This is a genomic window from Methylobacterium longum, from assembly GCF_022179385.1.
Classification (GTDB): Bacteria; Pseudomonadota; Alphaproteobacteria; order Rhizobiales; family Beijerinckiaceae; genus Methylobacterium; species Methylobacterium longum.
In genome coordinates this window covers 40,974-61,498 of the sequence record NZ_BPQS01000018.1, presented here as the reverse complement: position 1 = coordinate 61,498, position 20,525 = coordinate 40,974, and the positions used below count along the sequence as shown (strand labels likewise).

Annotated in this window: 19 protein-coding genes and 2 tRNA genes; 7 read left to right on the top strand and 14 right to left on the bottom strand. The window is 69.2% G+C overall.

Going from position 1 to position 20,525, the window contains the following annotated elements; all coding sequences use genetic code 11:
- Positions 1 to 434 precede the first annotated feature (434 nt).
- Entirely contained in the window at positions 435 to 860 is a 426-nt protein-coding gene (locus MFF58_RS16780; RefSeq protein ID WP_238289889.1) for a phosphatase domain-containing protein, read from the bottom strand.
- Positions 861 to 913: 53 nt separating this feature from the next.
- Positions 914 to 1,273 carry a DUF4031 domain-containing protein gene (locus MFF58_RS16775; RefSeq protein ID WP_238289888.1) on the bottom strand — a complete coding sequence of 120 codons (360 nt, stop codon included), beginning with the start codon at positions 1,271 to 1,273 and terminating at the stop codon, positions 914 to 916.
- 71 nt (positions 1,274 to 1,344) lie between these two features.
- On the opposite strand from MFF58_RS16775, the gene MFF58_RS16770 reads away from it, so the two are divergent.
- Positions 1,345 to 1,683, top strand: coding sequence for a hypothetical protein (locus MFF58_RS16770; RefSeq protein ID WP_238289887.1), 339 nt, complete (start codon positions 1,345 to 1,347; stop codon positions 1,681 to 1,683).
- 434 nt (positions 1,684 to 2,117) lie between these two features.
- Here MFF58_RS16770 and MFF58_RS16765 read toward each other — a convergent pair whose 3' ends face one another.
- The 8 genes from MFF58_RS16765 to MFF58_RS16730 all read right to left on the bottom strand — a co-directional run bounded on the left by MFF58_RS16765 (position 2,118) and on the right by MFF58_RS16730 (position 10,406).
- On the bottom strand, positions 2,118 to 2,789 hold the full coding sequence (locus MFF58_RS16765; protein WP_238289886.1) for an antibiotic biosynthesis monooxygenase family protein: 672 nt from the start codon (positions 2,787 to 2,789) through the stop codon (positions 2,118 to 2,120).
- Between the two features lie 450 nt (positions 2,790 to 3,239).
- Positions 3,240 to 3,386 carry a hypothetical protein gene (locus MFF58_RS16760; RefSeq protein WP_238289884.1) on the bottom strand — a complete coding sequence of 49 codons (147 nt, stop codon included), beginning with the start codon at positions 3,384 to 3,386 and terminating at the stop codon, positions 3,240 to 3,242.
- Positions 3,387 to 3,457: 71 nt separating this feature from the next.
- A tRNA-Val gene (locus MFF58_RS16755) sits at positions 3,458 to 3,533 on the bottom strand.
- 366 nt (positions 3,534 to 3,899) lie between these two features.
- Positions 3,900 to 6,326 (bottom strand): endopeptidase La, encoded by a 2,427-nt coding sequence (lon, locus tag MFF58_RS16750; RefSeq protein WP_238289883.1) that lies wholly within the window; start codon positions 6,324 to 6,326, stop codon positions 3,900 to 3,902.
- Between the two features lie 248 nt (positions 6,327 to 6,574).
- Positions 6,575 to 7,846, bottom strand: a complete 1,272-nt coding sequence (gene clpX, locus MFF58_RS16745; RefSeq protein WP_091712519.1) for an ATP-dependent Clp protease ATP-binding subunit ClpX — start codon at positions 7,844 to 7,846, stop codon at positions 6,575 to 6,577.
- A 184-nt stretch (positions 7,847 to 8,030) separates the two neighbouring features.
- On the bottom strand, positions 8,031 to 8,657 hold the full coding sequence (locus MFF58_RS16740) for an ATP-dependent Clp protease proteolytic subunit (RefSeq protein WP_012322036.1): 627 nt from the start codon (positions 8,655 to 8,657) through the stop codon (positions 8,031 to 8,033).
- Between the two features lie 124 nt (positions 8,658 to 8,781).
- Positions 8,782 to 10,191, bottom strand: coding sequence for a trigger factor (gene tig, locus MFF58_RS16735; protein WP_238289882.1), 1,410 nt, complete (start codon positions 10,189 to 10,191; stop codon positions 8,782 to 8,784).
- A gap of 130 nt (positions 10,192 to 10,321) precedes the next feature.
- A tRNA-Leu gene (locus MFF58_RS16730) sits at positions 10,322 to 10,406 on the bottom strand.
- Positions 10,407 to 10,554: 148 nt separating this feature from the next.
- Here MFF58_RS16730 and MFF58_RS16725 point away from each other — a divergent pair.
- Positions 10,555 to 12,069, top strand: coding sequence for a multicopper oxidase family protein (locus tag MFF58_RS16725; RefSeq protein ID WP_238289881.1), 1,515 nt, complete (start codon positions 10,555 to 10,557; stop codon positions 12,067 to 12,069).
- On the opposite strand, the gene MFF58_RS16720 is transcribed toward MFF58_RS16725, so the two are convergent.
- Positions 12,062 to 13,564: an NAD(P)H-hydrate dehydratase gene (locus MFF58_RS16720; protein WP_238289939.1), complete on the bottom strand. Its 1,503-nt coding sequence runs from the start codon at positions 13,562 to 13,564 to the stop codon at positions 12,062 to 12,064. The genes MFF58_RS16725 and MFF58_RS16720 overlap by 8 nt on opposite strands.
- Before the next feature lie 195 nt (positions 13,565 to 13,759).
- Between MFF58_RS16720 and MFF58_RS16715 the strand changes: the two genes are divergently transcribed.
- Both MFF58_RS16715 and MFF58_RS16710 read left to right on the top strand, forming a co-directional pair.
- Entirely contained in the window at positions 13,760 to 14,098 is a 339-nt protein-coding gene (locus MFF58_RS16715; protein WP_238289880.1) for a P-II family nitrogen regulator, read from the top strand.
- A 163-nt stretch (positions 14,099 to 14,261) separates the two neighbouring features.
- Positions 14,262 to 14,441 (top strand): DUF2735 domain-containing protein, encoded by a 180-nt coding sequence (locus MFF58_RS16710; protein WP_238289879.1) that lies wholly within the window; start codon positions 14,262 to 14,264, stop codon positions 14,439 to 14,441.
- Positions 14,442 to 14,755: 314 nt separating this feature from the next.
- Here MFF58_RS16710 and MFF58_RS16705 read toward each other — a convergent pair whose 3' ends face one another.
- Positions 14,756 to 15,790, bottom strand: a complete 1,035-nt coding sequence (locus tag MFF58_RS16705) for a glutamine synthetase beta-grasp domain-containing protein (RefSeq protein ID WP_238289878.1) — start codon at positions 15,788 to 15,790, stop codon at positions 14,756 to 14,758.
- Between the two features lie 335 nt (positions 15,791 to 16,125).
- Here MFF58_RS16705 and glnA point away from each other — a divergent pair, with 335 nt between their 5' ends.
- Together glnA and MFF58_RS16695 are read left to right on the top strand one after the other, a co-directional pair.
- Positions 16,126 to 17,535: a type I glutamate--ammonia ligase gene (gene glnA, locus MFF58_RS16700; protein WP_238289876.1), complete on the top strand. Its 1,410-nt coding sequence runs from the start codon at positions 16,126 to 16,128 to the stop codon at positions 17,533 to 17,535.
- An 88-nt stretch (positions 17,536 to 17,623) separates the two neighbouring features.
- Positions 17,624 to 18,262, top strand: coding sequence for a VOC family protein (locus tag MFF58_RS16695; RefSeq protein WP_238289875.1), 639 nt, complete (start codon positions 17,624 to 17,626; stop codon positions 18,260 to 18,262).
- A 156-nt stretch (positions 18,263 to 18,418) separates the two neighbouring features.
- Here MFF58_RS16695 and MFF58_RS16690 read toward each other — a convergent pair whose 3' ends face one another.
- Complete coding sequence (locus MFF58_RS16690; RefSeq protein WP_238289874.1) at positions 18,419 to 19,042, bottom strand: ribonuclease D; 624 nt, start codon at positions 19,040 to 19,042, stop codon at positions 18,419 to 18,421.
- 98 nt (positions 19,043 to 19,140) lie between these two features.
- On the opposite strand from MFF58_RS16690, the gene MFF58_RS16685 reads away from it, so the two are divergent.
- Positions 19,141 to 19,569: a cupin domain-containing protein gene (locus MFF58_RS16685; protein WP_238289873.1), complete on the top strand. Its 429-nt coding sequence runs from the start codon at positions 19,141 to 19,143 to the stop codon at positions 19,567 to 19,569.
- Here the strand turns inward: MFF58_RS16685 and yddG are convergent.
- Positions 19,566 to 20,477: an aromatic amino acid exporter YddG gene (yddG, locus tag MFF58_RS16680; protein ID WP_238289872.1), complete on the bottom strand. Its 912-nt coding sequence runs from the start codon at positions 20,475 to 20,477 to the stop codon at positions 19,566 to 19,568. The two genes, MFF58_RS16685 and yddG, sit on opposite strands and share 4 nt — an antisense overlap.
- Positions 20,478 to 20,525 lie beyond the last annotated feature (48 nt).

Sequence of the window (20,525 nt, the reverse complement as noted above, 5' to 3'; positions counted from 1 at the left end):
GCATCGCTTCACCACCCGCTCGATAATCCCCAGCGTCGTGTGCAGGCGCCGGAATACCCCATGGGTCGTCAGCCGATCATGGCAGGTCTCGCGCCGCAAGGCCTTCCCGCACGCGCGGGCGACGGCTCTGCGGGACTGCAAGCGAAGCGGGAACCCGGACCCTCCGCGACACTGCCCCCCCGCCACCCGACTTCCGGTTTCGCGGCGATCCGGCGCCGGAGACGCATGGCCGATCCTGACGCGATGCTGCTGGTCGCCCCGGCAGCAGAGGCGTCGAGCATGTCACCACGGCAAGTCGCGACAGAACCTCCGGCAGCTCCTCCCAGGCGCGACGCGCGTCAACATGGCGAAGATTGTTCACGGCTGCTGCACGGTGCGCCCGCTCTTCGGCGATCGCGGCAGCAGGACCGCGATCCTGTGTTCGCCGAGGCTGATCAGAAATTACCCGGCGCGACTTGGCAGACGACGATACCGCGGGCCCGCCACATGGCGACGACGCTGGCGCGATCGTCGAAGATCAGGTCCGGCGTGCGCCCCTCGTCCAGCCATTCGGCCTTGAGCACGGTGTCCGGCCGGTGATCGCCCGCGGCGCGCGTTCGGATCGGGATGCCTCCGAGCCCGTACCGGGCCAGCCATCCGAGGGTCTTGCCCTCGACCTCGTCCGACCGGCCGGACCAAATCTCGACGCTGTGGCCAGCGGCATCCAGGGCGAGAAGCGTCTGGATGATCGGCTGGCAGGGCTGGTCCTGGTCGCAGGCCGCGTAGAACCCGCCCCAGTCCTTCCGACCGGGCCGGGCGAGGAAATGCGCGCGGTGCTCCGTCAGGGCGAGCGTGCCATCCAAGTCGAACACGACGAACATGCGTTTCCTCGTTCGCGGGTCGATGCGGTCGGTCAGGACCGGATCACCGTGCGTCACGCGACACCGGCGGCCTCGTTCTCGCGGCACCTGTCGATCAGGGCCAGGCGGCTCTCGCCCCGGCGCGCCTCCTGCGGATCACCGCTGGCGATCTGCAGTCGCGCGCAGTGCTCTAACGGCCCGTAGCGATCCGTCAGGATCGCGCCGGCTCCGATCGCGCGGGCTCTCTTGCCCTTCGGGATGTCGAAGTGGACCCAGCTCGCGGTCCGGTGCTTACCGAAGGAGAGCGTCGGGTGCCCCTGGATCCACTTGCGCTCGACGCCGATGCGGTCGACCATCTCCAGCAACTCGTCGAGGCTGTCAGCCCAGAGATGGCACATGAGCATCCCATGAAAGGGATGCTCGACGTCGTCCACGTAGCAGCTCATGCCCGCCCCACGATGGCGGGTTCCGGGACCGGGGCGATCGGCTGCCCGCATGGCTCGGGATGCTGGAGGCGGTCTCGCACGTCTATTCCTGGCGGCTTCGCGCCGGTCACAGCGACGTGGCGGTACGCGGGGCGGCCTGGACTCGGACGACGGTATTCCCGATGTCGCGCGACATGCTGGTTCCTCTGGTCCTCGCGGCCGTCTTCACGCTGGGGTGCGTCAGCATCCATGGTGCTCGCAAGTATCCAGACGCCATGACCCTGGCTTTGCTTCTGCTGCTCGGATTTCTGGCGACCGTGTACGTCGGCCAGCATGTGCAGCTGGATGCACGGCACCCGACTTGGCAGCACGAAGCCTCCGACCTCAAAATACCGCTGCCGGCTCATCCGGTGATGTGACGGGAGCCGCAGGGGGACGGGTGAATCCACTTCGGGGTGGAGGCGGTGGATCATGACTCGGCACCCCGATTGGCCGTCCCCGTCGAACGCAGTTCGCTCCCTGCGGTCTTCGGCTGGATCGCGCTCTCCGCGAGCCCCCATCCCATGTTGCTCGCACCCGCCCTTGACGAGGATCACGGCGGCGAAGAGGCCGGGCGCGGAAGACGGGGTTCGCCTCGTGGTCGCGCGGGCCCGCGGCAGCGACTGATCCGACAGAGCCTCCGCTCGAACATCCACCAACGCCGCGGAACGGCAGGCACGCGCGGGCAAGCTCGGCGTCGGCCACGGACCGGCCGATGGGCCGATCGCAGATGCCCCCATCGGAATGTCCGGGCAAGCGTCGACCGTGCGTCCAGAATCCGCGATACCCGCCGCTCGTACCAAAGCCAGGCTGTTCAACCCGCCATGACATGACGTCTCACAGCAGGATGATATTGCGGGCTCTCCCGCCGATCGAACATTCCGTAATCGCGGATGATCCGCACGGCTCGGATGCGCATGCCCGCCGTCCCGGTCGAGGGTTCGGGAACCGCGTTGGCATCCACCCAGGATAGCAGTACCAGCATCTTCCCCGGCGTGGTGAGGGAATTGAACGCCGCCCACGCCACCAGTCCGTCGGCCCGGGGGACGAAGCCCAGCGCGAGCAACAGGTCGTCGTCGCCGGCGGCGAGCGCGCTTCGCGCCGGCATCACCTCCACGAGGGTGCAGACCTTGGCCTCGCCGATCTCGGTCGCGTCGAAACGCTGCTCCGAGATCGCGTGGCCGACGGGCGGATGGCTGTCCGCCGTCACCTCTCCGACGCGGAGATGGTAGTCGGTGAACACCTCGGATCGACCCCTCCCCTGGATCAGGTGATGGCCGGCATGGGTGCGCCAGCGGATCACGGACTTCTCGTCCCGCCACGTCGAGTGCGAGAGCACCCAGCCCGGTCGCGTCCGGCTCGAGAAGCGTTCGTTGTCGATGAAGCCGTCGATGCCCTCAAGCTCAGGCTTCAGCACGGCCGCGTGCGCCAAGTAGGTATCCTGAGCGCCGTCGCCGGGACGGACCTCGAAGATGACCGAGAACATGGATCCCTCCCCTGGCTCCGGTCTGGATCGACCCGGGACCGGCTGAACCGGACACGCGATTGAGGCTCGGCGGAGCGCCCGATATCCGCGCATCACTCGTACAGGTCGAAGCTCGCAGATTCGATCCGTCCGCAGGCGGCCTTCGTCGGCCCTTTGCAGTCGGTCGCCGTCCATGAGGCGACGATGCGGCCGCGGCAGCCTCGAATGACCGGCGTTCCAGCCTCGCGCCACGTCCGCCGATCTGTCCGGCCCCGGGGCCGCACGCTCCGCGGCCCGGCCGCGTTCGCACGACGCCGGTAGCGCGGACAGGCCGCGGCAGGTCGCAGCCTACCCGCCTTGGCGGCGGCGCGCCCGGCGTCGAGAGGGCGTCCACGACCCGGTGCCCCGGGTTCGCTCCCGAGCGGAAGCGATGAGACTCGAGGCGGCGGATCCGGTGACCGGCCCTGCCAGTCACAGGGCGGCGAGCAAATCAGACCCGGTCGCGCGGCCGGCCAGCGCAGCCTCGACAGCGGCGTCGACCTCCTGATCGACGACCCCGGCCGCCTGGCGCAGAACGGAAACAGTGCGGTTTGCGGCGATGCGGCAGCCTGCGCTCAAGCAGGCTCGGAGGATGATCGGAGCGTCGACCCGTGTCGCGGCGCCGGTTCAGGCTAAACCCATGCCGGAATTGGTGGGCGGTGAGGGACTCGAACCCCCGACCCTCTCCGTGTAAAGGAGACGCTCTACCAACTGAGCTAACCGCCCGGCGGTCAACCGTTACGGCATGGCGCCGGTCCGGTGCAAGGCACCACGGCAACGGCCGTACCACCGTCGCGGCCGGCGCGCCGCACGACGCCCTCCGGCCGCCACACGAGCCGGAACGACGGCCGGCGGCCGCACAGCACCGGATGCGTCCCGTGCCGTGCGGCCTAGCATGTTCCTAGGGGCGCACGACGAGGCGCGAGTTCCGGTTCTCGTCCGGCCAACCGAGACCGCGCCCCCTGCCCCGATGGCGTCGCACTCGACCGGCATCGGATCCCCCGCCAGGAAGAAAGGCACACCGAACCCCGGCACGAAAAAACCCCCGGCGCCGGAGCGCCGAGGGCTGTTGTGGTCAGGCGTTGCGGGCGATCAGTGCGCCACGAAAGCGGCGCCGTCCTCTTCCGTCCGCGCGGGCTTGGCCACGGGCAGCGGCTCCTCCCACTCGATCGCCACGGGCTGGCGAACCAGCGCCTTCTCCAGCACCTGATCCATCCGAGAGACCGGGATGATCTCCAGCCCGTTCTTCACGCTGTCGGGCACCTCGGCGATGTCCTTGGCGTTCTCCTCGGGAATCAGCACCGTCTTGATGCCGCCGCGAAGGGCGGCGAGCAGCTTCTCCTTCAGGCCGCCGATCGGCAGCACACGACCGCGGAGCGTCACCTCGCCGGTCATCGCGACGTCGCGGCGGACCGGGATCCCGGTGAGCGTCGAGATGATCGCGGTGGCCATGGCGATGCCCGCCGACGGACCGTCCTTCGGGGTCGCCCCCTCCGGAACGTGGACGTGGATGTCGCGACGCTCGAACAGGGGCGGCTCGATGCCGAAATCGATGGCCCGCGAACGCACGTAGGATGCGGCCGCCGAGATCGACTCCTTCATCACGTCCTTCAGGTTGCCGGTCACGGTCATCTTGCCCTTGCCGGGCATCATGACACCCTCGATCGTCAGCAACTCGCCGCCGACCTCGGTCCAAGCCAGACCCGTGACCACGCCGACCTGATCGTCCGCGTCGATCTCGCCGTAGCGGAACTTCGGCGGACCGAGGAAGACCGGGAGGGTTTCCACGGTCACCGCGATCGACTCGGTCTTGGTGATCAGGATCTCCTTCACCGCCTTGCGGATCAGGTTGGACAGCTCACGCTCCAGGTTGCGGACGCCGGCCTCCCGCGTGTAGCGGCGAACCAGCATCATCAAGCCGTCGTCGTCGATCGACCACTCGTGCGTCCCGAGGCCGTGCTTCTTCAGGGCGTTCGGGATCAGGTGCTTGCGCGCGATCTCGACCTTCTCCTCCTCGGTGTATCCCGCGATGCGGATCACCTCCATCCGGTCCATGAGCGGGCCCGGGATGTTGAGGGTGTTGGCCGTGGTCACGAACATCACGTTCGAGAGGTCGTAATCCACCTCCAGGTAGTGGTCGTTGAAGGTGCTGTTCTGCTCGGGATCCAGGACCTCGAGGAGCGCCGCAGACGGATCGCCGCGGAAATCCATGCCCATCTTGTCGATCTCGTCGAGCAGGATGAGCGGGTTCGAGGTCTTGGCCTTGCGCATCGACTGGACGATCTTGCCCGGCATCGAGCCGATGTAGGTCCGGCGGTGACCGCGGATCTCGGCCTCGTCGCGCACGCCGCCGAGGGACATGCGCACGAACTCGCGACCCGTCGCCTTCGCGATGGACTTGCCGAGCGAGGTCTTGCCGACACCGGGAGGTCCGACGAGGCACAGGATCGGGCCCGTGAGCTTGTTCGCCCGCTGCTGCACGGCGAGGTACTCGACGATCCGCTCCTTGACCTTGTCGAGGCCGAAATGGTCCTCGTCGAGGAGCGCCTGGGCGCCGAGCAGATCCTTCTTGATCTTTGAGCGCTTGCCCCACGGGATGCCGAGCATCCAGTCGAGGTAGTTGCGCACGACGGTCGCCTCTGCCGACATCGGCGACATCTGGCGCAGCTTCTTCAGCTCAGCCGTCGCCTTGTCGCGCGCCTCCTTGGTGAACTTGGTCTTCTCGATCTTCTCTTCCAGCTCGGCCAGCTCGTCGCGGCCGTCCTCCGAGTCGCCCAGTTCCTTCTGGATCGCCTTCATCTGCTCGTTCAGGTAGTACTCGCGCTGGGTCTTCTCCATCTGCCGCTTGACGCGGGTCCGGATGCGCTTCTCCACCTGGAGCACGGAGATCTCGCTCTCCATCAGCGACAGCACGCGCTCCAGGCGCTGCGCCACCGTGGGGGTCTCCAAGATGCCCTGCTTGTCGGAGATTTTGACGAGCAGGTGCGAGCCGATCGTGTCGGCGAGCTTGGACGGCTCGTCGATCTGGGTCACGGCGGAGACGACCTCGGGCGAGATCTTCTTGTTCAACTTGACGTAGTTCTCGAACTCCGAGAGCACCGAGCGCGCGAGCGCCTCGGCCTCGACGCGGTCGCCGAGCTCGTCGTGCAGGGCTTCGGCGGTCGCCTCGTAATACTCGTCCGAGCGGGTGAAGCCCGTGACCTTCGCGCGACCGACGCCCTCCACCAGCACCTTCACGGTGCCGTCGGGAAGCTTCAGAAGTTGAAGCACGGAGGCAAGGGTGCCGATCTTGTAGATCGCGTCGGTCGCCGGATCGTCGTCGCCCGCGTTGATCTGCGTGGCGAGCAGGATATGGCGGTCCGTGCGAACCGCCTCCTCGAGGGCGCGGATCGACTTCTCACGCCCCACGAACAGGGGCACGATCATGTGCGGGAAGACGACGATGTCGCGCAGGGGCAGGACGGCGTAAGTGCCCGTCGAACCCGGGACCACCGGCTGGCGCGATTTCGACTGTGACATGGTGACTTCCTCTCAGGGACGCCCGGGTTCGGCGCCCCATGCATGGAGCGCGCCTACAGCCAGGGGCCGACCGGGCCGCGAGGGTCGGAACTGTAATGGACTTTGCGGCTGGTAACGCGGACCGAACCTCGAAGGAGCGTGCGGCCGCCGCGCTGAGCCTGAGGTGGCTGCGGGGTGCAGCGTTTTCAAGATGTTCCCCGCAGCGCGCCCGGCCGGAGCCGGGCGCCCGACGCAACCCTACCGAGCGCTTACGCGCTGACGCTGGCGGGTGCGTCCTTGTTGCGGTCGCCGTGGATGTAGAGCGGGCGCGACTTGCCCTCGACCACCTCCGGACCGATGACCACCTGTTCCACGGACTCCAGGCCCGGCAGGTCGTACATCGTGTCGAGCAGGATCGTCTCCAGGATGGAGCGCAGGCCGCGGGCACCGGTCTTCCGCTCGATCGCCTTGCGGGCGACGAGGGACAGCGCATCGTCCTGGAAGGTCAGGTCGACGTTCTCCATCTCGAACAGCCGCTGGTACTGCTTGACCAGGGCGTTCTTCGGCTCCTGCAGGATCTTCTTGAGCGCGGCCTCGTCGAGGTCCTCCAGCGTCGCCAGGACCGGCAGACGGCCGACGAACTCGGGGATGAGGCCGAACTTCAGCAGATCCTCGGGCTCGACCGAGCGGAAGATCTCGCCGGTGCGGCGGTCGTCCGGGGCCTGCACGGTCGCGCCGAAGCCGATCGAGGTGCCCTTGCCGCGTTGGGAGATGATCCGCTCCAGCCCCGCGAAGGCGCCGCCGCAGATGAACAGGATGTTGGTGGTGTCGACCTGCAGGAATTCCTGCTGCGGGTGCTTCCGGCCGCCCTGCGGCGGGACGGAGGCGACCGTGCCCTCCATGATCTTCAACAGCGCCTGCTGCACGCCCTCGCCCGACACGTCGCGGGTGATCGACGGGTTGTCGGACTTGCGGGAGATCTTGTCGATCTCGTCGATGTAGACGATGCCGCGCTGGGCCCGCTCGACGTTGTAGTCCGAGGCCTGGAGCAGCTTGAGGATGATGTTCTCGACGTCCTCACCGACGTAGCCGGCCTCGGTGAGCGTCGTGGCGTCCGCCATGGTGAACGGCACGTCGAGGATGCGGGCCAGCGTCTGGGCGAGCAGCGTCTTGCCCGAGCCGGTCGGCCCGATCAGCATGATGTTGGACTTGGCCAGCTCGACGTCGTTGTGCTTCGTCGCGTGCGCGAGCCGCTTGTAGTGGTTGTGCACCGCGACAGACAGGACCTTCTTGGCGAAGTCCTGACCGATGACGTAGTCGTCGAGGACCCGACGGATCTCCTTCGGGGTCGGCACGCCGTCGCGGCTCTTCACCAGCGAGGATTTCGACTCCTCGCGGATGATGTCCATGCACAGCTCGACGCACTCGTCGCAGATGAACACCGTCGGGCCGGCGATCAGCTTGCGGACCTCGTGCTGGCTCTTGCCGCAGAACGAGCAATACAGCGTGCTCTTCGAGTCGTTGCCGCCAGTCTTGCTCATATCGGTCTCCGATTCCTCGCGTCCGCAGCCGGCAAGGGGCGAACGCGCATCGCGTGAATGTAGGGGGCCCGTTTAAAGAAACAGTGTGCTGCGCGCCTTTGCCCGAAGGACCCGATCCCGGATGCAAACACGCTGCCGCGGCGGGATCAAGGCCACGCCGCGGCGGTCAGGCGACGCGTTCCGCTCAGGCTGCGGCCGGCTCGGGACGCTTCTCGATCACCTCGTCGATGAGGCCGAACTCCTTGGCCGCGTCGGCGGTCATGAAGTTGTCGCGCTCCAGCGCCGTGTGGATCGTGTCGTAGTCGCGGCCGGTGTGCTTCACGTAGATCTCGTTCAGGCGCCGCTTCAGCGCCTCGATCTCGCGGGCATGGATCAGGATGTCGGTCGCCTGTCCCTGGAACCCGCCCGACGGCTGGTGGACCATGATCCGCGCGTTCGGCAGGGCGAAGCGGTGGCCGGGCTCGCCGGCGGTCAGTAGCAGGGAGCCCATCGAGGCGGCTTGGCCGACGCAGAGCGTCGTCACGGGGCAGCGGATGAACTGCATCGTGTCGTAGATCGAGAGGCCCGAGGTGACCACGCCGCCGGGGGAGTTGATGTAGAAGGAGATTTCCTTCTTCGGATTCTCCGCCTCGAGGAACAGCAGCTGCGCCACGATCAGCGACGCGCCGTAATCCTCCACGGGACCGGTGAGGAAGATGATGCGCTCGCGCAGCAGGCGGGAGTAGATGTCGAAGGCGCGCTCGCCGCGGCTCGACTGCTCGACGACCATCGGCACGAGCGCGTTGTTGTAGACGTCGATCGGATCTCTCATCTCGTCCTGCCCAAGTGAGGCCCGGAGCTGCCGCGAATCAGAGCAGCTCCGGACATGTCAGCGAACACCGGCGATGCTTAACCATCGCCTAACCCTTGCCCGCCGTCCTGGGACAGAGCGGGACTCAGTCGGCCTTTGCCTCGGTCTCGGCTTCGGCCTTGCCGGCCGGCTTTCCGCCGGTCGTGTCGTCGTCTTCGTCGTCGGCGAAAAGCGCCTCCTTCGAGACGGGTTCCTCGACGAGTTTGACCTGGCCGAGGACGTGGTCAACCACCTTTTCCTCGAACAGCGGCGCCCGCAGTTCGGCGAGCGCCTGGGCATTCTTCCGGTAGAAGTCCCAGACCTGCTGCTCCTGGCCCGGGAACTGCCGGACCCGAGCGATGAGGGCCTGGTTCACCTCGTCGTCCGAGACCTTGATATCGGCGCTCTCGCCGACCTGCGCAAGCACGAGACCGAGACGGACGCGCCGTTCCGCGATCTTCCGGTACTCGCCCTGGGCCTCCTCCTCGGTGGTGTCCTCGTCCGCGAAGGTCTTGCCGCGGGTCTTGAGGTCTTGCTCGACCTGCGCCCAGACGGCCGCGAATTCCTGCGCCACCAGGGAGGGCGGCAGCTCGAAGGCATACTTGCCATCGAGGGCGTCGAGGAGGTCCTTCTTGAGGCGGCGTCGCGTCGCGGCCTCGAAGTCGCGCCCGATCGCCTCCGACACGGCCTCGCGGAGCTTCTCCAGCGACTCCATGCCCATGGACTTGGCGAGCTCGTCGTCCACCTTGGCCTCGCCCGGCGCCTGGATCTTCGCGACCATCACGTCGAACTCGGCATCCTTGCCGGCGAGCTGCTCGGCCCCGTAAGCCTCCGGGAAGGTCACCTTCACGAGCCGCTTGTCGCCGACCTTGGCGCCCACGAGCTGCTCCTCGAAGCCGGGGATGAATGAGCCGGAGCCGAGCTCCAGATCGACGCCCTCGCCCTTGCCGCCCTGGAACTCCTCGCCGTCGATGCGCCCGACGAAGTCGATGGTGACGCGGTCGCCCGTCTGGGCCTCGGCGCCCTCGTCGCGCTCGGCGAACGGACGGCCCTGGCCGGCCATACGCTCCAGCGCCTCGGTCACTTCCTCGTCGGAGGGCTTGGCGACGCGCTTGGTCAGGCTGACGTCCGAGAGGTCGGCGAGCTCGAAGCTCGGCATCACCTCGAGGGCGACCTTGAAGGCCAGGTCGCCCTTGGCGTCGAGGGCCTTCTCCACCTCGGCCTGATCGCTCGGGAACTCGACCTGCGGCTCCAGGGCGAGCTTGAGGCCGTTATCGGTGACGATCTGGCGGTTGGCCTCGTTGACGGCATTCTGCACCACCTCGGCCATCACCGAGCGGCCGTAGACCTTGCGCAGGTGCGCGACCGGCACCTTGCCGGGGCGGAAGCCCTTGAGCTGCACCTTGTCCTTCATGCCGGACAGCTCGTTGGTCAGGCGCTCCTCGAGTTCCTGGGCGGCCAGCAGAACCTGAAACTCGCGCTTCAGCCCCTGGGCGTTGATCTCGGTCACCTGCATCGTCGTCGTCGCTCTTCAAAGAAACCTGGGGTCGCCGGCCGGGCCGGCATCGTGCTCGCGCGGACCGGGTTGCCGAGATGTCGGGTACGGGACGGAGGGTCCGAAGGGACCGCAACCTCAGCGGACGTCCTGGTGCGGGCGGAGGGGCTCGAACCCCCACGTCTTGCGACACTGGAACCTAAATCCAGCGCGTCTACCAGTTCCGCCACGCCCGCGCGCGCCGACATCCGGCGCATCGCCGGCCGCCAGAAGCGGGCCCTATAGCATGGGCCGACGGGCTCGCAGCAAAAAACTTGTCCCTGTGGCGCGAGAGCCCGCGCGCCGCTAAGGAGCGAACCCGTCGCGAGCCGCAGCCGAGATCCCATGCCGCCATCCCGCCCCGTGCCGCCGACCGATTCGCGCGACGGCTCGCCGTCGCGCCGGACCCTGCTCGCCGCGGCCGCCGCCTTCGGCCTCGTGCCGGAGGCCGCGCGGGCTCAGGCTCCGGGCGCCCCGTCGGCCGCGCCCTCCCCCGGTCCGGCCCCCGCGCAAGCGGAGCCCGCCGTGCTCCCGGCGGCGCCCGGCACGGCGCGGCTCAGGACGGAGCCCGCACCCGAGACGCCGGTCTGGTGCTTCGACGGCAAGGCCCTGCCGCCCGTGATCCGGGTGAAGCTCGGGCAGCCGGTGCGGCTGAAGCTCGAGAACCGGACCGACAAGCCCCTGTCGCTGCACTGGCACGGGGTGCGCAACGTCAACGCCATGGACGGCGTCGGCGGGGTCACCCAGGCACCGATCGCACCGGGCGGCGACTTCCTCTACGCCTTCACGCCGCCGGATGCCGGCTCCTACCTGATCCGGCCCCTCGTCGTCGGCGGGGCGAGCGAGCCCTCGGGCCGGGGGCTCGCCGGCATGCTGGTCGTCGAGGAGACGAATCCGCCCGCGGTCGACGCCGATGTCAGCGTCGTCCTGCAGGACTGGCGGCTCCAGGACGACGGCACCCTGATGCCGTTCGGGCAGACGGCGCTCTCCGCCGCGCATGGCCGACTCGGCAACCTCGTCACGGTCAACGGCAAGCCGGTACCGGGCCCATTCGAGGCCCGTCCGGGCGCCCGCGTCCGCCTGCGCCTCGGCAACGCCTGCAATGCCCGGGCGACGCGGCTCCGGTTCGAGGGCGTGAAGGTCTACGTGGCGGCGGTCGACGGTCAGCCCACCGACACGTTCGAGCCCCTGCGGGCGACCCTGCCGTTCCCCCCCGGCACCCGCTACGACCTGATGGTCGACCTGCCGGAGGAGGAAGGCGCCCGGTGCACGATCGAGGCGCTGGTCGGGAAGGGCCTGACGCTGGCGAGCGTCACCACCAAGGGCGCCAGGATCACCGAGAAGCGGCCGCCGATCGGGCCGATCGGCGAGAACAAGCGCCTGCCGGCCGAGATCAAGCTCCAGAACGCCCTGCGCCGCGACGTCGTGATCACCGGCGGCGCCGTCGTGCCGAAGACCAAGGACGGAACCAAGGACGGAACCAAGGACGGGCCGAAGGACGGCCCCGCACCCGATCCGGTCTACACGGGCGACCCGCGGAAGATCTGGTCGGTGAACGGGGCCAGCGGCACCGCCGGCCTCCAGCCGATCTTCACGGTGAAGCGCGGGCAGGTCGTGGTCCTGGCCCTGCGCAACGAGACCGCCTTCCCGCAGGCCCTGCACCTGCACGGCCACTGCTTCCGCCTGCTTCATCCCCTGGACGACGGCTGGGAGCCCTACTGGCTCGACACGTTCCAACTTCTGGAGGGCCGGACCGCGCGGATCGGCTTCCTGGCCGACAATCCGGGGCGCTGGCTGATCAGCGCCACGGTGCTGGAGCGCTTCGATACCGGCCTCTGGACCCTGTTCGAGGTCACCTGAGGTCGGCCGCCACGAGAGCCCGCAGCACCGCGGGCATCAGTTCGGGAATGTCCTCGGCGATCAGGCCGGGACCGTGCCGCAAGCCGGCATCGCCGTGCAGCCAGACGCCGGCGGAGGCCGCCTCGAAGGGCGGCATGCCCTGTGCCATCAGGCCGGCGATCAGGCCGCCCAGCACGTCGCCCGAGCCCGCGGTGCCGAGATAGGGCGTGCCGTGATCGTTGATCGCCGCGCGCCCGTCCGGGCTGGCGATGACCGTATCGGCCCCCTTGAAGACCACCACCGCGCCCGTGAGCGCGGCGGCCGCCCGGGCCCGGGCGACCTTGTCGGCGCCCTCCGCCGTCGCATCCGCCGTCCCGAACAGCCGGGCGAACTCGCCGGCATGCGGCGTCAGCACGGCGGACGCGGCGCCGTCCGCGATGTGCGCGGCGAGGAGCGGTGCTTGCCCGGCAAAGCTCGTCAGCGCGTCGGCATCGAGGACGAGGCCGCGGCCGGCCGCCGCCGCCACGGCGACGCGTTCGCGGGACGGCTCGCCGGTGCCGAGGCCCGGCCCGGCCAGCACGACGTTCAGGCGTTCGTCGGTGAGGAGGTCGTCGAGGTCGTCGGCGCTCTCGCAGGGCCGCAGCATGATCGCCGTGAGGTGCGCGGCGTTCTCGGCCAGCGCGCCGGCCGGCGAGGCGACGGTCACGAGGCCGGCCCCGACCCGCAGGGCACCCAGGGCCGCGAGGCGGGCGGCGCCGGTCTTGGTGGCCGGCCCCGACAGGACCAGAGCGTGCCCGCGGGTGTATTTGTGGCTGGTCCCGGTCAGCCGGGGGAAGGCTTGAGCCCACAGGTCCGGACCGTTCCGGTAGGCCGGCGCGCACGTGGCGAGGCCAGCCTCCAGCGCAGCCGGACCGGTGCCGATATCCGCCACGCTCAACTGCCCGCAGAGGCTCCGGCCGGGCTGGAGCAGATGGCCGGGCTTGAGCGCCACGAAGGTCACGGTCTCGACGGCGCGGATCGCGGTGCCGCGCGCCGCGCCGGTGTCGCCGTCGACCCCGCTGGGCACGTCGACGGCGAGGACCGGTCGGCCGCTGGCATTCACCGCTTCCACGAGCGCGCGGGCGACACCGTCGAGGTCGCGCGCCAGGCCCGCCCCGAACAGGGCGTCGATCACGAGGTCGCAGGCGGGGATCGCGCCCGCATCGGCCGACCGGACCGGCCCGGTCCAGGCCTCTGCGGCCTGGGCCGCATCGCCCTTCAGCGCCCCGCGATCGCCGAGCAGGGACAGGCCGACGGCATAGCCGTCCGCAGCCAGCAGCCGCGCGGCCACGAATCCGTCGCCGCCGTTGTTGCCCGGTCCGCACAGGACCTCGACCCGCCCCGCCGCGGGCAGCCGGGCGCGGGCGCGGGCCGCGACCGCGGCGCCCGCGGCCTCCATGAGGGCCAGGCCCGGCACTCCACCGCCGATCGCCGCGGCATCGACCCGCCTCATCGCCGCGACCGTCAGCAACCGCATGTCCATTCCCGCTCCTGCCCGTGCGCCGATCAAGCCCTGACTAAAAACAAGTCAGAAATCCGCGAAAAGCCCGAAGGATGTGCGTGCATCGCACATCAAACGGGCACTATGGTCCGGCAGGCCGAGAAAACGGCATGGCGAACGCGTCACGAGGATGTTAGAAATGCCAGGCACCGAAGCGCAGGCCCGAGCGGCATGAAGAAGATCGAAGCGATCATCAAGCCTTTCAAGCTCGACGAGGTGAAGGAGGCGCTCCAGGAGGTCGGCCTTCAGGGGATCACCGTCATCGAAGCGAAGGGCTTCGGCCGCCAGAAGGGCCATACGGAGCTCTACCGGGGCGCCGAGTACGTGGTCGACTTTCTGCCGAAGGTGAAGCTGGAGATCGTTCTCTCCGACGCGCTGGTGGAAGGCGCGGTCGACGCGATCCGCAAATCAGCCCAGACCGGCCGCATCGGTGACGGCAAGATTTTCGTCTCGACCATCGAGGAAGCGATCCGCATCCGGACCGGCGAGACCGGAACTGACGCGATCTGACAGGCGGTTCTGGCGCCTCGGCTTGGGTTCTGCCTAAGTTTTCGCTCTGCACGAATGTCCGGCATCGGCGCTTTCCACTATGGAGTGCCGACTTCCGCACCCCACATCATCGGGAACGGCCGGCGCGACCGGCCGCTGAGACCCCGATGCAGGAGGATGTGCGATGGCCGTCACGGACCCGCGCGAGACTGCCAAGATCTACGATCTGTCCGCGTTCCGGCGCGCCCAGTCCACGCCCCGCGTCATCGCGGAGGCGAAACCGGCGCCGGCCGCCAGCATCGGGGGCGGCGCGTGGTATCATGAGGCTGCCATCCGCGAGGATGAGCGTCCGCGCCGGCCCTGAAATCGTCACGGGCGGCGAGGCTCCGCACCTGTAGCGCGTTGTCGGGGTCGGTCCGGCGGGTTCCGCCCCATCCCCCTCCGCGTCGTCGGACGCCCGCACCGGCGTCCCTCGAAGGAGGGCTGCGGCCACCCGCGATCCCGAGGGAGCGTGCCGCGCGGCCTGCGCTGAATGCCGGTGCCGCACGTCGCGGCGGGCCAATCCGCACCCACCGTACGAGCCCGGATCGTCCGTCCGCCCGTCCGGAAAACGGCGAAGCCGGACCCGAGGGCCCGGCTCCGTCGATCCTGCCGGAACGCCGAGGCGTCCCTCGCGTCTTACGCGGCTGCAGCGGCCTCGGTCGGTACGGACGCGATCGTCTTCAGCACCTGCGAGGCGATCTGGTAGGGGTCGCCCTTCGAGTTCGGACGGCGATCCTCAAGGTAGCCCTTGTAGCCGCTGTTGACGAACGAGTGGGGCACGCGGATCGAGGCGCCGCGGTCGGCCACACCGTACGAGAACTCGTGGATCGAGGCGGTCTCGTGCTTGCCGGTCAGCCGCATGTGGTTGTCCGGGCCGTAGACGGCGATGTGCTCCTCGCGGGCGTTCTTGAACGCCTCCATGAGCTTCTCGAAATAGGCCTTGCCGCCATGCTCCCGCATGAACGCGGTCGAGAAGTTGCAGTGCATGCCCGAGCCGTTCCAGTCGGTGTCGCCGAGCGGCTTGCAGTGGTACTCGACGTCGATGCCGTAGCTCTCGCAGAGGCGCTGCAGGAGGTAGCGGGCCATCCACATCTCGTCGGCGGCCTTCTTGGAGCCCTTGCCGAAGATCTGGAACTCCCACTGCCCCTTGGCCACCTCGGCGTTGATGCCCTCGTGGTTGATGCCGGCATCCAGGCAAAGGTCGAGGTGCTCCTCCACGATCTTGCGGGCGACGTCGCCGACGTTCGAGTAGCCGACGCCGGTGTAGTACGGGCCCTGCGGCGCCGGGTAGCCGGAGGTCGGGAAGCCGAGCGGGCGGCCGTCCTTGTACAGGAAGTATTCCTGCTCGAAGCCGAACCAGGCGCCGGCATCGTCCAGGATGGTGGCGCGCTTGTTGGACTCGTGCGGGGTCGTACCGTCCGGCATCATCACTTCGCACATCACCAGGACGCCGTTCTTGCGGGCCGGGTCGGGGAAGTGGCGCACGGGCTTCAGCATGCAGTCGGAGCTGCCGCCCTCGGCCTGCTTGGTGGACGAGCCGTCGAAGCCCCACATCGGGAGCTGCTCGAGGGTCGGGAAGCTGTCGAATTCCTTGATCTGCGTCTTACCGCGGAGATTCGGGGTCGGCGTGTACCCGTCGAGCCATATGTACTCGAGCTTGTATTTGGTCATTCCGGTTCTCTCGTCCGTATCGATGCGCGACCTGGGCAACCCGGGAACACGCGAACGGCTTGCCGCCTCCACGACGGCCGGTGCCGCTGTTGCATGGAGCGTGCCAGGATTGCTATTGCTGCGGGAACACAGTGCCCTAGCTGCGCTCTCTGCCGATCACGGAATCGCGAGCAGTCGGTATCGGCGGCCGATCGTTCCACCGGAACGCCGATTCCCACCCGGCGCGGGTGGCAAGGTACGCCCGCGCCGGATATCAAGCGCCGCTTGCTGACGCGGCCGACATCGCTCGGTTGCGCGACGAGAGATCATTCACAGATCCCTGGAGGATGCCCACGATGACCACTGCGGCCGAGGTGCTGAAGACGATCCGGGACAACGACGTGCGCTACGTGGACTTCCGGTTCACCGACCCGCGCGGCAAGTGGCAGCATGTCACGTTCGACGTGTCGCTCATCGACGAGGAGATCTTCGACGAGGGCACCATGTTCGACGGCTCCTCGATCGCCGGCTGGAAGGCGATCAACGAGTCCGACATGCTCCTGATGCCGGATCCGGCGACCGCCACCCTGGACCCGTTCTTCTCGGCCGCGACCCTCTCGATCGTCTGCGACGTGCTGGAGCCGGCCACCGGCGAGCCCTATGCCCGCGACCCCCGCGGCACCGCCAAGCGCGCCGAGGCCTACCTGCAGCAGACCGGGATCGGCGACACGATCTATGTCGGCCCGGAGGCCGAGTTCTTCGTGTTCGACGACGTGAAGTTCGCCGCCGACCCCTATCGCACCGGCTTCGAACTCGACTCCACCGAGCTGCCGACCAACGGCTTCACCGATTACGAGGGCGGCAACCTCGGCCACCGGGTGCAGACCAAGGGCGGCTACTTCCCCGTCCCGCCGCAGGATTCGGCGCAGGACATGCGCGGCGAGATGCTGGCCGCCATGCAGTCGATGGGCGTGAAGGTGGAGAAGCACCACCACGAGGTCGCTTCGGCCCAGCACGAGCTCGGCATGAAGTTCGACACGCTGACCCTGCTCGCCGACCACATGCAGATCTACAAGTACTGCATCCACAACGTCGCGCAGAGCTACGGCAAGTCGGCGACCTTCATGCCCAAGCCCGTCTACGGCGACAACGGCTCGGGCATGCACGTCCACCAGTCGATCTGGAAGGACGGCAAGCCGGTCTTCGCGGGCGACAAGTATGCCGGCCTCAGCCAGGAATGCCTCTGGTACATCGGCGGCATCATCCGCCACGCCAAGGCGCTCAACGCCTTCACCAACCCGTCGACCAACTCGTACAAGCGGCTGGTGCCGGGCTACGAGGCACCGGTGCTGCTCGCCTACTCGGCGCGCAACCGCTCGGCCTCCTGCCGCATCCCGTGGACCAAGAGCCCGAAGGCCAAGCGCGTCGAGGTCCGCTTCCCCGACCCGATGGCGAATCCCTACCTCGCCTTCTCGGCGCTGCTGATGGCCGGCCTCGACGGCATCCGCAACAAGATCGACCCGGGTCCGGCCATGGACAAGGATCTCTACGAGCTGCCCCCGCGGGAGCTGAAGAAGATCCCGACCGTGTGCGGCTCGCTCCGCGAGGCGCTCACCAGCCTCGACAAGGATCGGGCCTTCCTCAAGGAGGGCGGCGTGTTCTCGGACGACCAGATCGACTCGTTCATCGAGCTGAAGATGGCCGAGGTGCTGCGCTACGAGATGACCCCGCACCCGATCGAGTTCGTGCAGTACTATTCCCTGTAAGGCGACGGGGGCCGGGCGCGATGCCCGGCCCCTGCCGGCGGACGGGGGTGGGCAGGTCCCACCCCCGTTCCGTACGGCGGATACCCGGATGCTCACCCTCGACCACCTCGTCGTCGTCGCGCCGGACCTCGCGGCGGGCGTCGCGCATGTCCGCGACTGCCTCGGCCTCGCCATGCCGGAGGGCGGCCGCCACCGGGAGATGGGCACGCGCAATCACCTGCTGCGCCTCGGCGAGGCCCTGTTCCTCGAGGTGATCGCCGTCGATCCCGAGGCGCCCGCGCCGTCCCGCGCCCGCTGGTTCGGCCTCGGCGACACCGCGCAGGTGCGGGCCGACTGGGAGGCGGGCCGGCGGCTGCGCGGCCTCGTCGCCCGCACGGACGACCTCGACGGCGTGCTCGCCGCCCACCGCGACCTGCTCGGTCAGGCCGCCACGATGACCCGCGGCGCTCTCGCGTGGCGCTTCGGCGTGCGCCCGGACGGGGCTTGGCCGGCGGATGGAGCCGCGCCCCACGTGATGGATTGGGGCCCCCGCGGGAACCCCGCCGCGTCGATGCCGGACCTCGGCGCCCGCCTTGAGGCGCTTCTCCTGACCCATCCGGATCCGGGCGGCGCGGGGCAGCTTCACGCCGCGCTGGGACTCGCCGATTCCCCGAGAATCGTGGACGGCCCCGGCCCGCGCTGGAGCGCACGGATCATGACGCCCACGGGTGCCCGGACGCTGACCTGAGCGATCGACGGACCCTCCTCGCCGGCCTGATCGGGAAAGTGACCGGCGAGGAGGGTCTGGCCGGGACTCGGCGGCCCCGACGTTCGCAACCTAGCAGCGATGCATCGCGGCGCGGTGGCAGGAAAGTCTCACTCCACACCGGATCGGCGCGGATCCTCACGTATGCGCGAAGATGTCGGTCTCGGGCCACCCGTCCAGGTCCAGGCGGGCGCGGGTCGGCAGGAAGGCGAAGCAGGCGGCGGCGAGGTCGGTGCGCCCTTCCCGTGCCAGCATCGCGTCGAGCCGGTCGCGGGCCGCGTGGAGGTGGAGCACGTCGGACGCCGCGTAGTCGAGCTGCGCCTGGGACAGGGTCTCGGCGCCCCAGTCGGACGATTGCTGCTGCTTCGACAGGTCGACGCCGACGAGTTCGCGGACCACGTCCTTCAGACCGTGCCGATCGGTGTAGGTCCGGGCGAGCTTCGAGGCGATCTTGGTGCAGTAGACCGGCTGCGGCATCACGCCGAAGGCCTTGTAGAGGACCGCCACGTCGAACCGCGCGAAGTGGAAGATCTTCTGCACGCCGGCATCCGCGAGGACGCGCTTGAGCACCACCGGTTCGGGTCCGCCCTGCGGGATCTGCACCACGTCGGCGGTGCCGTCGCCGGTGGAGATCTGCACCACGCAGAGCCGGTCCCGGTGCGGGTTGAGGCCCAGCGTCTCGGTGTCGATGGCTACCGCCCGGCCCGCGTCGTAGTCGGCGGGCAGGTCGCCGCGGTGGAGGCGTACGGTGGGGCTCGGCATCTTTCTCGGACCTTGAGGCTTTTCGGCCGGTAGCATCGGTGCCAAGTGCCCGCAAGCCGCGGGATCTTCGCGCCGACGCGGCGGACAGGGAGGCGAGGATGAACGCGGCCGAGGTGATCAGGACGCTGGGGCTGACGCCGCATCCGGAGGGCGGCCACTACCGCGAGACGTTCCGCGACCCGCGCACCGTCGACGGCCGCTCGGTGGGCACCGCGATCTACTTCCTCCTGGACCTCGGCGAGGTCTCCGCCTGGCACCGGGTCGATGCCACGGAGATCTGGCACTGGCACGCGGGCGCGCCGCTGGTGATCACCACGAGCCCGAACGGCCACGACGCCGAAGCCCGGCATCTCGGGCCGGATCTCGCCGCCGGACAGCGTCCGCACTGCGTGGTGCCGGCCGGCCATTGGCAGACCGCCACAAGCCTCGGCGCCTGGACCCTGGTGGGCTGCACGGTGTCGCCCGGGTTCGAGTTCTCGGGTTTCGAGATGGCGCCGCCCGACTGGCGGCCGACGCCCCGGGTTTAGGCCCGCGGCACCGCCCACGAGGCCCGCACCGCCGTGAGCGCCCCGGCCACGATCAGCAGGCAGGCGAGCGCCAGGGCCGGGCTCGGATCGGCGTAGCCCGCCGCCACCAGGATCAGCGTCGAGAGCACCGGCGCCGCGTAGGCCGTCACACCGAGCAGCCGCACGTCGCCGCGCTTGCAGCCGATGTCCCAGAGATAGAAGGCGGCCCCGACGGGCCCGAGGCCGAGCAGGAGCACCGCGCCCCATTGCACCGCGTCCGCCGGCCAGACCGTCGCCTCGAAGGCGACATGGCCGACGAGGCTCAGGGCCGCCGTGACGAGGCAGAACCCGGTGACGGCATCGGTCGGCACCTGCCCGATCCGGGCGGAGAGCACCGAGTAGCCCGCCCAGACGAACGCCGCCGCCAGGGACGCCGCGTAGCCCGGCAACGCACCCGCGGCGAAGCCGAGATCCCCCCGGCCGGCGAACAGGGCCGCGACGCCGGCGAGGCCCAGGACCGCTCCGGCGAGGTGGCCCGGCCGCAACCCCCCGGAGCCCGGGAGGCGGGCGGAGAACAGGACGATGAGCAGCGGCCAGAGATAGTTGATCAGCCCGGCCTCGGCCGGCGGCGCGAGTCGCAGGGCGCTGAAATAGAGGGCGTGGTAGCCGAACAGCCCCCCGACCCCGAGGAGCCAGACCGGCCACGGCTGGATCAGCGCCCGGGCGCGGGCCGGCCGGGCGATCCACGTGATGCAGCCGCAGAGGCCGCCCACCAGGAAGGTCAGGGCGGCGAGCTGGAACGGCGGCACGGCCCCCGACGCTGCGGTGAGGAGGGCGAGCAGCGACCACAGCAGGATCGCGCCGAAGCCCGCGAGCGTGGCGGATGCGCTCCGCGCGGGCGCGGCTGAGATTGATGCGGACTCGTCCATGGCCCGCGGCTATCACGGCGGTACCGAGTCGGCGAGGCGAGGTCACGC

What these genes read in the sequence shown, in the direction of transcription:
- glnA (WP_238289876.1), top strand. Translation starts at nt 16,126, where the DNA reads ATGACCACTGCGGCCGAGGTGCTGAAGACGATCCGGGACAACGACGTG.
- MFF58_RS16765 (WP_238289886.1), bottom strand. Translation starts at nt 2,789, where the DNA reads ATGTTCTCGGTCATCTTCGAGGTCCGTCCCGGCGACGGCGCTCAGGAT.
- MFF58_RS16705 (WP_238289878.1), bottom strand. Translation starts at nt 15,790, where the DNA reads ATGACCAAATACAAGCTCGAGTACATATGGCTCGACGGGTACACGCCG.
- MFF58_RS16770 (WP_238289887.1), top strand. Translation starts at nt 1,345, where the DNA reads ATGCTGGAGGCGGTCTCGCACGTCTATTCCTGGCGGCTTCGCGCCGGT.
- MFF58_RS16740 (WP_012322036.1), bottom strand. Translation starts at nt 8,657, where the DNA reads ATGAGAGATCCGATCGACGTCTACAACAACGCGCTCGTGCCGATGGTC.
- MFF58_RS16720 (WP_238289939.1), bottom strand. Translation starts at nt 13,564, where the DNA reads ATGCGGTTGCTGACGGTCGCGGCGATGAGGCGGGTCGATGCCGCGGCG.
- MFF58_RS16780 (WP_238289889.1), bottom strand. Translation starts at nt 860, where the DNA reads ATGTTCGTCGTGTTCGACTTGGATGGCACGCTCGCCCTGACGGAGCAC.
- MFF58_RS16725 (WP_238289881.1), top strand. Translation starts at nt 10,555, where the DNA reads ATGCCGCCATCCCGCCCCGTGCCGCCGACCGATTCGCGCGACGGCTCG.
- MFF58_RS16685 (WP_238289873.1), top strand. Translation starts at nt 19,141, where the DNA reads ATGAACGCGGCCGAGGTGATCAGGACGCTGGGGCTGACGCCGCATCCG.
- MFF58_RS16695 (WP_238289875.1), top strand. Translation starts at nt 17,624, where the DNA reads ATGCTCACCCTCGACCACCTCGTCGTCGTCGCGCCGGACCTCGCGGCG.
- tig (WP_238289882.1), bottom strand. Translation starts at nt 10,191, where the DNA reads ATGCAGGTGACCGAGATCAACGCCCAGGGGCTGAAGCGCGAGTTTCAG.
- MFF58_RS16715 (WP_238289880.1), top strand. Translation starts at nt 13,760, where the DNA reads ATGAAGAAGATCGAAGCGATCATCAAGCCTTTCAAGCTCGACGAGGTG.
- yddG (WP_238289872.1), bottom strand. Translation starts at nt 20,477, where the DNA reads ATGGACGAGTCCGCATCAATCTCAGCCGCGCCCGCGCGGAGCGCATCC.
- MFF58_RS16690 (WP_238289874.1), bottom strand. Translation starts at nt 19,042, where the DNA reads ATGCCGAGCCCCACCGTACGCCTCCACCGCGGCGACCTGCCCGCCGAC.
- clpX (WP_091712519.1), bottom strand. Translation starts at nt 7,846, where the DNA reads ATGAGCAAGACTGGCGGCAACGACTCGAAGAGCACGCTGTATTGCTCG.
- lon (WP_238289883.1), bottom strand. Translation starts at nt 6,326, where the DNA reads ATGTCACAGTCGAAATCGCGCCAGCCGGTGGTCCCGGGTTCGACGGGC.
- MFF58_RS16710 (WP_238289879.1), top strand. Translation starts at nt 14,262, where the DNA reads ATGGCCGTCACGGACCCGCGCGAGACTGCCAAGATCTACGATCTGTCC.